Origin of the sequence: Halovenus marina (genome assembly GCF_051414115.1) — an archaeon.
In the GTDB taxonomy this organism is placed as follows: Archaea; Halobacteriota; Halobacteria; order Halobacteriales; family Haloarculaceae; genus Halovenus; species Halovenus marina.
This window is the reverse complement of record NZ_JBLKNZ010000001.1, coordinates 2539318-2552491: the sequence shown is the minus strand read 5'-3', so window position 1 is coordinate 2552491 and position 13174 is coordinate 2539318. Positions and strand designations below refer to the sequence as shown.

18 protein-coding genes are annotated in these 13174 nt (G+C 63.7%); 10 read left to right on the top strand and 8 right to left on the bottom strand.

Going from position 1 to position 13174, the window contains the following annotated elements:
• Positions 1 to 37 precede the first annotated feature (37 nt).
• Together ACMGFL_RS12955 and ACMGFL_RS12950 are read left to right on the top strand one after the other, a co-directional pair.
• Entirely contained in the window at positions 38 to 1114 is a 1077-nt protein-coding gene (locus ACMGFL_RS12955; RefSeq protein WP_436935953.1) for an ATP-binding protein, read from the top strand.
• A 94-nt stretch (positions 1115 to 1208) separates the two neighbouring features.
• Positions 1209 to 1634, top strand: coding sequence for a DUF192 domain-containing protein (locus ACMGFL_RS12950; RefSeq protein WP_436935952.1), 426 nt, complete (start codon positions 1209 to 1211; stop codon positions 1632 to 1634).
• 1 nt (position 1635) lies between these two features.
• Here ACMGFL_RS12950 and ACMGFL_RS12945 read toward each other — a convergent pair whose 3' ends face one another.
• A complete protein-coding gene (locus tag ACMGFL_RS12945; protein ID WP_436935951.1) occupies positions 1636 to 2142 on the bottom strand; it encodes a PIN domain-containing protein in 507 nt (168 codons plus the stop codon).
• A gap of 2 nt (positions 2143 to 2144) precedes the next feature.
• Entirely contained in the window at positions 2145 to 2447 is a 303-nt protein-coding gene (locus ACMGFL_RS12940) for a DUF6290 family protein (RefSeq protein WP_436935950.1), read from the bottom strand.
• Between the two features lie 116 nt (positions 2448 to 2563).
• On the opposite strand from ACMGFL_RS12940, the gene ACMGFL_RS12935 reads away from it, so the two are divergent.
• Positions 2564 to 3217: a CPBP family intramembrane glutamic endopeptidase gene (locus tag ACMGFL_RS12935; RefSeq protein WP_436935949.1), complete on the top strand. Its 654-nt coding sequence runs from the start codon at positions 2564 to 2566 to the stop codon at positions 3215 to 3217.
• Between the two features lie 64 nt (positions 3218 to 3281).
• Positions 3282 to 4280 carry an NOG1 family protein gene (locus ACMGFL_RS12930; RefSeq protein ID WP_436935948.1) on the top strand — a complete coding sequence of 333 codons (999 nt, stop codon included), beginning with the start codon at positions 3282 to 3284 and terminating at the stop codon, positions 4278 to 4280.
• Between the two features lie 7 nt (positions 4281 to 4287).
• On the opposite strand, the gene ACMGFL_RS12925 is transcribed toward ACMGFL_RS12930, so the two are convergent.
• From ACMGFL_RS12925 to ACMGFL_RS12915, 3 genes are all read right to left on the bottom strand, one after another.
• Entirely contained in the window at positions 4288 to 5580 is a 1293-nt protein-coding gene (locus ACMGFL_RS12925) for a TIGR00341 family protein (protein ID WP_436936454.1), read from the bottom strand.
• Positions 5581 to 5802: 222 nt separating this feature from the next.
• Positions 5803 to 6093 (bottom strand): DUF424 domain-containing protein, encoded by a 291-nt coding sequence (locus ACMGFL_RS12920; protein WP_436936453.1) that lies wholly within the window; start codon positions 6091 to 6093, stop codon positions 5803 to 5805.
• Positions 6094 to 6101: 8 nt separating this feature from the next.
• The gene (locus ACMGFL_RS12915; protein WP_436935947.1) at positions 6102 to 6935 is read right to left on the bottom strand and encodes a tetratricopeptide repeat protein; all 834 of its coding nucleotides are present in this window, start codon (positions 6933 to 6935) and stop codon (positions 6102 to 6104) included.
• A 52-nt stretch (positions 6936 to 6987) separates the two neighbouring features.
• Between ACMGFL_RS12915 and thpR the strand changes: the two genes are divergently transcribed.
• Complete coding sequence (gene thpR / locus ACMGFL_RS12910; RefSeq protein WP_436935946.1) at positions 6988 to 7539, top strand: RNA 2',3'-cyclic phosphodiesterase; 552 nt, start codon at positions 6988 to 6990, stop codon at positions 7537 to 7539.
• A gap of 30 nt (positions 7540 to 7569) precedes the next feature.
• On the opposite strand, the gene ACMGFL_RS12905 is transcribed toward thpR, so the two are convergent.
• On the bottom strand, positions 7570 to 8076 hold the full coding sequence (locus ACMGFL_RS12905) for a hypothetical protein (protein ID WP_436935945.1): 507 nt from the start codon (positions 8074 to 8076) through the stop codon (positions 7570 to 7572).
• A gap of 134 nt (positions 8077 to 8210) precedes the next feature.
• On the opposite strand from ACMGFL_RS12905, the gene heR reads away from it, so the two are divergent.
• From heR to ACMGFL_RS12880, 5 genes are all read left to right on the top strand, one after another.
• Positions 8211 to 9038: a heliorhodopsin HeR gene (gene heR / locus ACMGFL_RS12900; RefSeq protein WP_436935944.1), complete on the top strand. Its 828-nt coding sequence runs from the start codon at positions 8211 to 8213 to the stop codon at positions 9036 to 9038.
• Between the two features lie 131 nt (positions 9039 to 9169).
• Entirely contained in the window at positions 9170 to 9322 is a 153-nt protein-coding gene (locus tag ACMGFL_RS12895; RefSeq protein ID WP_436935943.1) for a 50S ribosomal protein L39e, read from the top strand.
• Positions 9319 to 9597, top strand: a complete 279-nt coding sequence (locus tag ACMGFL_RS12890) for a 50S ribosomal protein L31e (protein WP_436935942.1) — start codon at positions 9319 to 9321, stop codon at positions 9595 to 9597. Before ACMGFL_RS12895 ends, ACMGFL_RS12890 begins: the two co-directional genes overlap by 4 nt.
• A 2-nt stretch (positions 9598 to 9599) precedes the next feature.
• The gene (locus tag ACMGFL_RS12885) at positions 9600 to 10268 is read left to right on the top strand and encodes a translation initiation factor IF-6 (RefSeq protein ID WP_436935941.1); all 669 of its coding nucleotides are present in this window, start codon (positions 9600 to 9602) and stop codon (positions 10266 to 10268) included.
• 73 nt (positions 10269 to 10341) lie between these two features.
• Positions 10342 to 11289: a phytoene/squalene synthase family protein gene (locus ACMGFL_RS12880; RefSeq protein WP_436935940.1), complete on the top strand. Its 948-nt coding sequence runs from the start codon at positions 10342 to 10344 to the stop codon at positions 11287 to 11289.
• Positions 11290 to 11330: 41 nt separating this feature from the next.
• Here ACMGFL_RS12880 and cruF read toward each other — a convergent pair whose 3' ends face one another.
• The gene (cruF, locus tag ACMGFL_RS12875; RefSeq protein WP_436935939.1) at positions 11331 to 12209 is read right to left on the bottom strand and encodes a bisanhydrobacterioruberin hydratase; all 879 of its coding nucleotides are present in this window, start codon (positions 12207 to 12209) and stop codon (positions 11331 to 11333) included.
• 48 nt (positions 12210 to 12257) lie between these two features.
• Complete coding sequence (locus tag ACMGFL_RS12870) at positions 12258 to 13142, bottom strand: prenyltransferase (RefSeq protein ID WP_436935938.1); 885 nt, start codon at positions 13140 to 13142, stop codon at positions 12258 to 12260.
• Between the last annotated feature and the right edge of the window lie 32 nt (positions 13143 to 13174).

The window sequence follows — 13174 nt, the reverse complement described above, 5'->3', positions numbered from 1 at the left end:
CCCACCTTCAAATACGAGGGCGTGTCCATCCCGGGCCATGACCTTCGTCATCGGTCGTGCGACCGACGACGACCGCCCGACGGGACTGCTCGGGACCTACCGCGCGCTCGACGGCAGCGAGGGCGCACCGCTACGGGTCGACCTCGACGGTCCGCACGCGGTCTGTGTGGTCGGAAAGCGCGGCTACGGCAAGTCCTACACGATCGGCGTCATCGCCGAGGAACTCGCCCGAACCGACGGCGTCGCGCCCGTCGTCGTCGACCCGATGGGTATCTTCGACACGCTCACCGAACCCGCCGAGGGTGATCCCGTTCCCGCTGACGTGATCGACGACCCCTGGGTCACTCCCGACACGCTCGACCCGCGGTCGTGGTGTGACCTGCTCGGACTCTCTCCCGAAAGCGGGCCCGGGAGTCTGCTCTGGCAGGCCACAGCGGAGGCCTCGACGCTGTCGACCATGCGCGCACACGTCGAGGCTGCCGACGCACCCGAAACACACAGTCGTGGCGCGCTCAATCACATCCAACTGGCCGACTCGTGGAACGTATTTGACAAGGATGGACTCGACGCTTCGGCGCTCGCGACCGACCGCATCACTGTTCTCGACCTGTCTGGCCTCGACAGCGCGCCGATGAACGCTGTCTGCAGAGCCGTCGGGGAGACGCTGTACCGCGCTCGTGTGACCGGAGCAGTCGACCGCCTGCCGTGGCTGCTCGTCGACGAAGCGCACACGTTTTTCGCTGGCGTTGCCCAGCACGCGCTCGAACGGATCCTGACTCGCGGGCGCGCCCCGGGTGTCAGTCTCGTCGTGGCCACGCAACAACCCAGTGCGATCCCTCCGGTCGGAGTCGCCCAGTCGGACATTCTCGTCTCGCATCGCCTGACCGCACGCGCCGACATCACGGCGCTTCGCGAGGCCCGACCGACCTACGCACGCCGTTCACTCGACGAACGGATGCCGGAGCGTCCGGGGGCTGCATCGGTCGTCGACGACGCGACCGAGACGGTTCACGCCGTGCAGATCCGCACCAGGGACACTCCTCACGGTGGCGGGAGTCCGAGCGTGAGCGTCGACAGGTGTGCGGACTCCTCGGCTGGAGACGAACGAATCTGACCGAACATCGGCGCGGCGTTCCGTTGGAGCGCTGACGACTTCGGCAGCGCCGTCTGGCAAACAGACTTTTGCCGATGCTCTGCGAGATGGAGGTATGGCAGAGTTGCGCATCGTTCACGAGCAAGACGACACGATCGGGGACTCGACGCCGAACCGTGAGATACTCGCACGAAACGTCGACGTGGCCGAATCGTCTCTCTCACAGGCCAAGGGGCTGATGGGTCGGTCGTCGCTTCCCGACGACTACGCGCTGGTGCTCGAGGTCGGTGGCGGGGATAGCTGGCTCCCCTTCACGGGTGGCCCGTCCCGACAGATCGTTCACATGCTGTTCGTTCGCGTTCCGATCGACGTCATCTGGCTTGCCGACGACGAGGTGACAAAGACCGCCCGCATGCATCCCTGGCGGAGCATCGCCGTCGGCAAAGCGGACCGCATTCTCGAACTCCCGGCTGGCGCTGCCGAGAACGTCTCTCGCGGTGACCGGGTTCGACTCGACGACGCCGACGAGACGGACGAATAACTCACCCGTCGACTTCGCCGACCGCTCGCTCGCGGAGTCGACCGGTCATCTGCAGGCCGTGGTGGTCGGTTCGGCGGATCACGCGCTTTGCCTGTGTCGTCGGGAAGTACTTGTCCTCCATCGACGCCCGAACGACGACCCCGAACGTGCCCGTGACAGTCGCGCCAAGCCCGTCAGCGACCGCTCGAAGCCGCCGGTCGTCTGAGACGAAGGCCACCTGTTTCTCTCGGTCGCGAGCGGCCAGCAGTCCCGCGACGAGGGAGCTGTCGCTCGTCCCCGATTCCCCGAGCAACTGCTCGGCCTGTTCGACGAACTCGTCGGTATCCGGGTCGGTCTCGACTGGCTTTTCGTCGAGAAACCGGTCGAGGTTCGTCGCGGCTGGCTCGACTGTGATTTCGTCAGCGACTGCCGATGGAACCACCAGATCACCATCGAACGCTTCGAGCAACCCGAGTTCGCCCACCTGTCCGAGGTTGTACAGCACCGTCGCGTCGACGTAGCTGTCCATCGTCACAGCTCCCGCGCCCGGTCGGCGTCGAAGGTGAGGTCCGATTCGGAAAGCTGCGTCGTCAGCCCCCGCTCGCCCGCGAGTTCGAGCCACTCGGCGATGGAGACGCCCGCAAGCCGTGCGGCCTCGTTGACCGACACGTCCCCGCTCTGATATCGCTCGACGGCGTGGCGGGTCCGGAGCGTCTCGACGCCCTCGCTGAGCGCCTGCCGCATCGTCGTACTCCTGTCCTGTTCGAGCAACTCCGCGACGTGGTCGAGTTGCGCTTTCTCCTCCTCGGCTAACCGAACGCTCACTGTCGGCATATACGTTGCATTCAAATGCATACGCCTTAATCGTCGGGGGTATGGCTCACTCGTATCGACAGCGGTGATCAGATTCAAACCTGCCACACACGTACTGACAGCTATCCCCTGACTGTATGCTGCCTCGTATTCATTCATACCTCGGCTGGCGTACGCTCGCCAGGTCACGATTTGCGCTCGTCGCGCTTGCGACCATCCCGGTCGTCGCGGTCGGATGGACGGCGTGGCCGCCGCCGTATCAACTCGACGAGCGCGTGCTCCGGGACGCGACACTGTATCTACTCGTTCCGGGCGTGTTGCTAGTGCTTGCACCGCGCAGAGTCGGCTTCACTGTCGACCGGGACACCCTCTGGGCGACCGCTCTTCTCACGCTCGTAGTAGCTCCGCTGTACGTCGTCGCGGCCTCGATCCCCTCGGTGCGAGCGATCTATCCGCTCTGGGACACCTCACTTGCAGTGCCTGACTTTCTGGTGCACACCCTCGGAATCGTCGCCGTCGTCACCGCCGTCGAGACGTACTTTCGGGGGGTGCTCTGTGTCGGCGTTCGACAGTTCGGCCCGGCCAGTGTGCTCGTTCACCTCCCGCTGTACGTGTACGTCCACCTCCCACACGGTCTCCTCGAAACGGCCGTCTCGGCACTCACAGGGCTGTTTTTCGGCACCGTCGCGTACCGGACGAACTCGGTCGTGCCGACGATAACGGCACACGCCGTCGGCCTGGCGACGCTCGACCTGTTCGTGTTGCTCCCGCCCGTCGTTCCGTGGCTGTGAGACGCGTTCACCAGCCTGAGCGCCAACGGACGGCCTTTTAGGGGCTGACCGTCTACGACCGCTAATGAGCCATCCGTTCGAGGAGTTGCCGAACACGCCGTTCGGTGACGAACTCATCGACCAGGCGTTCTCGCGGGCGGCCCGCGCCGGACGCGCCAAGTCCGGGATCGACGCCCAGCAGTCGATGCTTTTGACCGCGGCAAACATCATCTCCGACAACCTCGAAAACGTCGTGACTGGCTGGCCGGATTTCGACGCCCTCGACCCGTTCTATCGTGACCTCGCTGACGCCATCGTCAGCGTCGACGAGATGCGAAAGCACCTCAACGAGATTAGCTGGGCGAGCGAGAAGGCCACCGACATCCGCCACGAGTACGAGGGGCGACTGTACGACAGCGACACCGATACCGCGCGAAAGCTCCGCAAGCAGGCGTTTGCCCGCCTCGCTGATGTCGTCGAGGAGGTCGAATCGGACCTCGAAGCGGTCATGGACGCCCGCCAGGAACTCCGGGACCTGCCCGATATCCGCCCGGACGAACCCACAATCGTCGTCGCTGGCTACCCCAACGTCGGCAAGTCCTCATTCGTCAACAGCGTCACTCGCGCGACGAACGAGGAAGCCTCATATCCGTTCACCACGACCGGGATACAGATCGGTCACATAACCCACGAACACATCCGCTATCAACTGGTCGATACGCCGGGGCTACTCGACCGCCCGCCGGAAGACCGCTCTGAGATCGAAGCACAGGCCGTCAGCGCACTCACTCACGCCGCCGATGCGGTGCTTGTCGTGCTCGACCCGACCGGTGAGTGTGGCTATCCGCTCGATGTACAGCGCGAACTCCGCGACGACATCGAAGGCCGGTTCGACGCTCCTGTCATCACCGTCTACAACAAACTGGACCGCTTCGCAGAGACTCCGTCGGTCGACCGCTCGGACGTCGACGCCGACGCTGACTTCCTGATGAGCGTCGTCGAGGGCGAACATGTCGACGAAGTCTTGCAGGCCGCCATCGACGCCGTTGGCTACGAGCCGGAACTTCCGATCGACGATAGATAATGTCCGGTCAACTCCGCTCGGTCTGGACGTACTCGACGCGCGTTTCTACGTCGGCACCGATCCGATCGCTGACGTTTTGACGTATTTCGGTCGCCAGCCCGGAGACTGTCTCGCCGGGCGGAACGCCGACTGTGACGACGACCAGTTCCGGATCCTGGAACGGCGTCGCCCCCGGATAGTCGACGGTCACACCGAGCAACCGCAGGTCGTGTTCTTCCTCGAAGTCCTCGATGGTCGCGGCGGCCTCCTCCTGAATGCGTTCCTCGGTTGTCGCGCGCTGGAACGAATCCAGCGTGACGCCGCCGAGAAACGCCGACAGAACGGCAATCGAGACGATGAGGATGCCGACGCGCTTTATCGTCGCACGGCGAGCATCATCTTCCCGGAACCAGTGTTCTGGCCGGTAGCCGCTGTACCACAGGGCGATCAGCGCCGACAGATTGATCGAGAGGACGTTCACGAGCAGCAACACCGCGGAGCCGAAACTCACGAATGGCTGGCCCCACGCGAGACCGATCCCAACCGTCGCCGCTGGCGGGATGAGCGCAACGGCGATCATGACGCCCACGAGCGCGGCCGAGACGCCGGTCATGAGGCTGACGATGCCAGCGACACCTGCGCCGACGGCGATGATGAGCGAGAGAAAATCAGGCGAGACGCGCTCGCGTATCTCGGGTATCGTCGTGACATCGGCGAGTGGTGGCACGAGATGGATATGTCTGACGACAAATGCAAAGAGAAATGCAGCCCCGACAGCCAGCAACAGACCGAGCACCTGGAGTCGGACCCCCCGACGGAACATCTCCCGTTCGTTGACCACCGTTCCGACGCTCGCGGCCATCGCCGGACCCACAAGCGGCGCGATGACCATCGACCCGACGACGACCGCTGGCGAATCGAGGAGCAGACCGGCGGTGGCGACCACCGCGCTCACGACAGTCATGATCACGTAGGTTCGCGTCGAAGGGGCAAGATCGGCGGCGGCCGCGGTCAGTTCGTCGCGGGCGATTCGGTCCTCGTCTCGCTCTTCGGCGTAGCGGTCCTCGAGTGCTTCGAACCGCCGAGAGATGACGGTGTTCGCTTCGAGGACGACAGTGAAGGTGTCGTCGTCCAGTCCGACTTCTCGCAGGCGGTCGAGGGTCGGTTCGACCGCGTTCGTCGGGAGCGGGACGTACACGACCGCCGATGTCTCGCGATTGCTCGTCTCGTCGGTGACGACGTAGTCTATCTCCTCGTCGTCGAGTGCGCTGAGAATCGTCTCTCGCTTTCCCGAGGGAATGGTGATCTGGACGAGGCGCACGTCTGTGCCCTCGCCGCGAACGGTCAAATAGACCGGGGATTTGCGTGATGTCCGAAAACGAGTTACTGGATGGTCAGCGACTTCGTCGTGTCGACGGTGCTCTCCCCGTCGGACGCAGCGAGTGAGACAACGTACGCACCGCTGATGTCCGGGCGATTGGTCGTGGTTAGTTTGAGTATTGTGCCAGCGAGCGAAACAACGCAGCACTAGCCGGGTCTTCGTTCACAGCCAGAGCAACTGGGCGTGGCGTGTCCCGTCGAATTCGAGGACGTTCTCCTCGTCGACGAAGCCGTGTTCGATGGCGATGCCGACGGCTCGGGTGCCGACGATGTTGGCGACGCTGCAGCGTGCGAGACTCTCGACGACGCCCGCCTCGTCGACCTCCTCGCCGTCGTAGAAGTCGGCGTCGACCGACAGCGACACTTCGCCGTCCTCGAACTGCTCACCGACGACGTCGGCGTCACAGACCGAGACGAGCCGTCCCTTGTCGGTTTCGCGTTCGTTGAGCAACAGCGCGGGCATCACTCTCTGAGTCGGTCGTCGTCAGCCAGACCGGGTCCATCGGCGGCCCCCTGCTGGCTGTCGACGAGTTCCTGCTCGTTCTCCGAGCGGAGCTGTTCGGCCTCCTCGGCGACCTCCTCGGCGCGTTCGTCTTCACCGAGCTGTTCGAGCGCGATGGCCTTCTCTTCGAGCAGGTCGGCACTCCGATAGCCGAGTCGGATGGCGTTGTCGAATGCGTTGACGGCGTCCTCGGGGAGGCCGCGTTCGTTGAGGAAAAAGCCCCGGTTGTACCACGCCTGGCCGAAGCGCGGGTCGAGTTCGACGGCGCGCTCTGCGTGTTCGAGCGCCTCCTCGGTGCGGCCGAACTCCCAGAGGGCGTAGGCGAGGTTGGTCTCTGCCGTGGCGGCGTGCTCGGAGTCCCCGTCGACGTCGAGTGCCTCCTGATACGCGCCGATTGCAGCGTCGTACTCTTCGAGTTCGGCGTGCGCAAGGCCCTTGTTCACCCACGCCTCCTGTGCGATGGAGTCGTCGTCGGCGTAGCGAGCGACGCGTTCGAGTGCGCCCGTCGCCTGCTCGTGGCGGTTGATCCGGATGTATTCGAGACCGACCTCGAGCAGTTGCTCCGTGTCGACCTCCTCGGGGGTGATCTGACTGTCGTCGAGGCTGTCAGTGAGCACCCGCGAGTCGACCGGGTCGACGGTCGTCGGGTCGGCGTCGAACTCCTGGTCTTCGAGGTCGAAGGGGTCGTAGGGGTCGCCAAAGCCCTGTCCCTCCGAGAACTGGTGCCTGCGAGCGCCCGACGACCGCGAATCGTCGTCCTCCGAGAACTGGTGATCCTCGGGTTCGTCGTCCATACCTCCGTTTGGCGGGGAAGGGCATTAAGGCCTGCGTCACCGATCTGTGGCTATGCGGCTGTTCGTGAGCGTCGACCCCGATGGGCTCGAATCGGAGATCGAGGCGGTACAGGAACTGCTGTCGGACGCTGGGGGGATCCGACTGACCGACCCAGAACAGGTTCACGTCACGCTGAAGTTCCTCGGCGAGACCGACCCCGACCGACTGTCGGAACTCCGCGAGGCGCTCGCCGGGGCCGTCGAAGAAAGCGGCGTCGAGCCATTCGAGGTCGAGTTTGGCGGGTTGGGTGTCTTCCCGCATCTCGATTACATCAGCGTCGTCTGGCTCGGGGCCCGCGAAGGCGGTGACGAATTGACCCGGCTCCATGAGGCAATCGAGCGACAGACCGTCGAACTGGGATTCGAGCCGGAGGAACACGACTTCACGCCGCATGCGACCGTCGCCCGGATGGACCACGCCGGGGGCAAGGAACTCGTGCAAGACGTCGTGACCGAGCGCGACCCGGACGTCGGCCGGATGCGAGTCGAGCAGATCCGTCTGACGAAAAGTGAGTTGACCCCGGACGGACCAGCGTACTCGACCGTCGAACGGTTTCCCCTATAGTGGTTCGACGCAGCCTCTCGATGTCGCTGTTCAGAGAAACGATGTTTCGACGATTTCCAGGTTGACTGTCGCCCGCAGCGTGTCGTCGTGTTCGTCGACGGTGGGGCCGAGACCGTAGTTCGAGTAATCGACGACGAAGTAGTGGGTCTCCTCGATGGTCACGTCCATGCGACCGCCGCCCTGTGGGACGGTCGCTTCGTAGATCCCACGCTGCTCGTCGGACACCGCGATACCGCTGAGGTCTGGGTGTCCCTCGGGCTGATTCTCCGGCATCTCGCCCTGACGAAACTGTTCGTACTGGTCGTAATCGGACTGATTGTGGAAATAAAACACCTGAAACCGCTGGTTCTCCGACCGGACGGTGTAGGATATCTCGCCGGTCCCGCCGACCGACTCGATCTGTTCGACCCAGCCCTGCTGTGGCTCGACCCGGATCGTCTTCCCGTTTATTTCCTGTAAGACCGTCTCACCGAGACAGCCACTGACCGTGGCTGTCCCGACAGTACCGACCGTTGCCAGAAACGACCGCCGTCTCATTACATCGATGATCCGATCAGACCGTATAGAAACCACCGGCCCAGCTATCACGGTCGATAATATCGTGCGGCGGAATCCACCAGCATCGGGGCGCACCCATAGGCTATTACTGAATGATTGCATATCACAACTGAATGTCCAAAATAGACGCCAATTCGGCTGAATCGTCATCCGGAGACACGACGCCCGTTCACGAGCGCCCAGCGTATCTCCGCCTCCGCCGGTGGAACGCCGTCATGGCGGTACTCCATGGCGTGCAGGCGGTGTTGATGATACTGCTCGCGGAGAGCGTCCGCTGGCCGCTGACCCGGACGCGATACGAGTTCTACCCGGATACCGAGACGATCGCCCCCGTGACCGTCTCGTGGGTCGACCTCGAACTCCCACTGCTCGTCGCGGGGTTTCTGTTGCTCTCAGCGCTTGCACACACCGTCGTTGCCACCGTGCGCTACAAGCAGTACGTTCGGTATCTCGAACGTGGGATGAACCCATACCGGTGGTACGAGTACGCGGTCAGTGCCTCGCTGATGATCGTCGTAATCGGCATGCTCGCGGGGGTCTGGGACGGAGGAACGTTGCTCGCGCTGTTTGCGCTGGTCGCCGTGATGAACCTCAGTGGCCTGTTGATGGAACAGCGAAACGAGGGAGCCGAACGGATCGACTGGACGCCGTACTATGTCGGAACATTCGCTGGAATCATTCCGTGGGCGGTCATCGCGATTACCTTTATCGGGTCTGTGACCGCAAGCGGCGGTGACTTCCCCGAGTTCGTGATCTACATCTACGTCTCGATTTTCGTCTTTTTCAACCTCTTTGCGATCAATATGATCCTCCAGTACCGCGAGTGGTGGCGCTGGACGGACTACCTCTTCGGGGAGCGCGTCTACATCCTGTTGAGTCTCGTGGCGAAGTCCCTACTCGCCTGGCAGGTGTATTTCGGAACGCTGAACTCGCCCATCTGAGTCCGAACGCTGAACGCACGTCTCTGAGACGGGACGGTGAACAAACTGCTCTGAGACCGTCGCTGGCAGGACACACGTGATTCGGGGAAAGGGACACACATTTAAGCGCCGACAGGGAAGACGGATGTACTATGAGCAAGAAGACGAAGTCGAAGAAAAAGCGGCTGGGAAAGCTCAACGACCAGAATAGCCGGGTTCCGGCGTGGGTCATCGTCAAGACCGACCGCGAGACGATCCGTAACCCGAAGCGGCGCAACTGGCGACGGAGTGACACCGACGAATGAGTTCCAGTGACTTCGAAGAGCGGGTCGTTACCGTCCCGCTCCGCGACGCCAAGGCCGAAGCGAAGGGCAAACGAGCAGACAAGGCGCTGTCGATCATCCGAACCCATCTGGCGACGAACTTCTCGGTGCCCGAGGACGCGGTTCGACTCGACCCGTCGATCAACGAGGCAATCTGGTCGAACGGGCGAGCGAACCCGCCGAGCAAGATCCGGATCCGTGCGGCCCGGTTCGAGGAAGAGGGCGAGGGTATCGTCGAAGCGGAAACGGCTGAATAACGGTGCTCCGCGCGGCTCTCTCCGGTTCGCCGTATATCGGTATCTTCGCCCGGGCGACCGACCAGTGTCTTCTCATTCGCCCGGACATCGAGAGTGATCTGCGCGATGCCTGCGGTGCAGAACTCGACGTTCCGGTCGTCCCGACGACAGTCGGCGGGTCCGGAACTGTCGGCGCACTCGCGGTCGGGAACTCGAACGGCCTACTCGTCACCAGTCGGATCCGCGAGCGCGAACGCAACCAGATCACCGACGAAATCGACCTGCCGGTGGCGGAGTTGCCGGGTCGGATCAACGCCGCTGGCAACGTCGTGCTCGCGAACGACACGGGCGCGTACGTCCACCCGGACCTGTCTCGCGAGGCCGTTCAGGCGGTCGCTGACTGTCTGGACGTGCCGGTCGAGCGGGGCGAACTGGGCAGCGTGCAGACGGTGGGAACCGCGGGCGTCGCGACCAATCGCGGCGTGCTCTGTCACCCGAAATCGACCGACGAACAGCTCGACCGACTCGAAGACGTACTCGGCGTTCCGGCCGATATCGGGACGATCAACTACGGCGGCCCGCTGGTCGGCTCCGGACTGATCGCAAACGACACCGGATACATCGTCGGTGAACGGACGACCGGGCCGGAACTGGGCCGGATCGACTCGGCGCTTGGCTATGCGGCCGACTGACGCGAGCGATCGCTGACCGACACCTACATAGTAAACCTCTGGTTTTAATGTGAAACCACCACGATATAGTGGTGTGAACGAGTCTCATACCGATCGGGGGAAGGCCATCCATCGGGAGACTGGACAGACCTTCTACTACGCGACCCGCTTGCTACCCGAGCGCATCCGCGAGCAGACCTACGTTCTCTATGGCTTTTTCCGAATCGCAGACGAGGTGGTCGACGGTGACCACGACCGCTCGCCCGAGACACAGCGACAGGAGTTAGAGGCGATCCGAGCGGCCGCACTGGGCGAGCGCGCGGCCGAGGAACCAGTCGTCGAGGCCTTTGACGAGATTCGAGCGCGCGCGGGGATACCGGACGAGGAGATCGACGCATTCATCGACGCGATGGTCGCCGACATCGACACCGAGGAGTACGAGACCTACGAGGACCTGGAAGGCTACATGCGCGGGTCCGCGGCGGCGGTGGGGAACATGATGCTCGCGGTGATGGACCCTGACCGTCACGAGCGGGCACGACCGCACGCCATGGCGCTCGGAAACGCCTTCCAACTCACTAACTTCATCCGGGACGTGCGCGAGGACATCCGTGACCTCGACCGGGTGTATCTCCCGCAGGAGACGCTCGACCGATACGACGTCACGGTCGACCAACTCAGGCGCGAGGAGTGTACGCCAGAGCTGCGACAGGCGGTCCGGTTCGAGGTCCGCCGCGCCGAACAGCTGTATCGAACCGGCGTCCGCGGGATCGAGTACCTCCCGAAAGACTGTCAGTTCGCGGTGGTTCTGGCCGCGGTGCTGTACGCGGAGCATCACCGACTCATCCGCGACCGGGAGTTCGACGTGCTGACAGCGCCGCCGGAACTCTCACGGACACGAAAGGTCTGGGTCGTCGCCAAGACGTGGTACAACTGGCAGCGGTTCAAGGACCCAGTATCGGTGTTCCGTCACGCGAGCGCCGTCCCGAGCGAAGAGCGGACGACAGAGGAGCGGGACCACTCGCTCGTGACCACGGACTGAGGACGGGAGTAAACACGGACAGAGAGCGAACGCGTCTCGGTCTACCGAGCGAGCGAGAACGGAACGGAGAGCGGAAAGTCGAACCGGTCGACGAAGACGAGCGCACCAGCGAAGAGGGCGGCGATGACGACCGGAATCCACGCCCCGTATGCGGCGTTGATAACACCCCACAGCAGGACGAAACTCACCATGTCGTCGAGGATGTACGGACAGCCCCCGAGGCGTTCGAGGAGGGCAGTTCGCGAGAAGGCGCTGTCGATGAGGAGCGTCGCGACTGTCGCGCTCAGCGCCCAGCCAGCGTAGTTCAGCCACGGCACGCCGTAGTATCCGGACGCGGTGTACTCCCAGAAGCCAAGTGCGACGGCGGCCGGGTCGAGTACCAGATCCACCGCGACCACCGTCGCAGCGACCACAGGAACGCGAACGAACACCGACCGCGACCGCTCGCCGAGCGCGAGCAGACAGAGCAGGTAGCTGTTGAGTACGAGCGGGATAAAGAAGAGTGGCAGCGCGAGCGGAATCGTCTCGCGGATCATCGGCCCGAGCGACACGCCGTACTCGAACTCCCCGTAGGGGAGTCCGGTCGTCGCGCCGACGTACTCGACGGCGTAGGTGTACGCAGTCAGCCCTGCGAGCGCGAGTCCGGCACGCCGGTCGACGAGCGGTGCGAGTCCGGAGACGAGCGGGAGTCGCATGACTGCGACGCCAAAGAGGACGAACCACGGATTAAACGCGAGCGGGTCCGGAAGTAGCCCTTCGGCGCTCGCAAGAAGTGTGACCGCACCGACCAGCGGGAAGACGATTGCGATAGTGACGCGGTTGTCCCTGACGATGCCATCGAGCGTGAGTTCCGCCGCTCGGCGGTCCGAGAGGATCCGCCGGACGGTCTCGCGGTCGGGAACGGGGGTGCCATCAGCCATGATGGACCACCTGCTGTCTCGCAACAGATCCAGATAGCGCGCTTCGAGTCATCCAAAGCGCACCTCCCAGATTCCACCCATCGTCAGGATGGCACCGACGAGCGTGTTGAGTATCGGGAACCACCAGTACGCGCGAGCCACGTCGACGTCGGTGGATGCGACCACACCGATAAAGAGCGGATAGACTGCGAGCGGAGCGCCGAGCAGTGGATGGACCACGGCAAGGCAGGCGGCGGCGAGGAGCCAACAGCCCGCACAGTAGGTGAGTGTCGCGCGCTCCCTGAGGATGGTTGCCGTCGTCTGAATCCCGGCCTCGCGGTCCGGTTCGATGTCGGGAATCGCCGAGAACGTGTGCATCCCCATCGACCAGACCCAGCCACCAGCGACCGCAAGCAGGGGCGGTGCCGCCCCCGAAAGCGCGGCGTAGCCAACGACGCCGGGCAGGATGTACAGCCCGTTTGAGAACGAGTCCAGAAACGGCGTCGTCTTCAGGCGAAGCGGCGGGGCGCTGTAAGCAGTCCCGAGCAGATAGAAGCCACCGAAGGCGAGAAGCGCCGGTCTCGACAGGGCAGGCACGAACACGAGGCCAGCGGCGGCGGCCACGACGACGGCGGCTATCACCGGCCGGTCGCCGGTGAATCGGACCTCCCTGCCGTCCTCTGCCTTCTTGGGATTGAGACTGTCGATGTCGGCGTCGAAGATGTCGTTGACGCCGTACAGAAAGACGTTCGCCGGGATCAGAAAGTACGCGAACAGTGAGACGGTAAGTGGCGTCACGAAGTCCGCGACCGAACTCGCGCCGTAGACGACGCCCACAACGAGCGGGCCAGCGAGATAGAGCCAGAACCGGGGACGCGAGAGCCAGAACAGATACCCTACGAACGTCTGGTCGGATGGGAGTATCGACGCCAGACCTGCGCGCAGTTCCGACACGTTCGATCGTATTCGTTCATTCCTCTTACTTC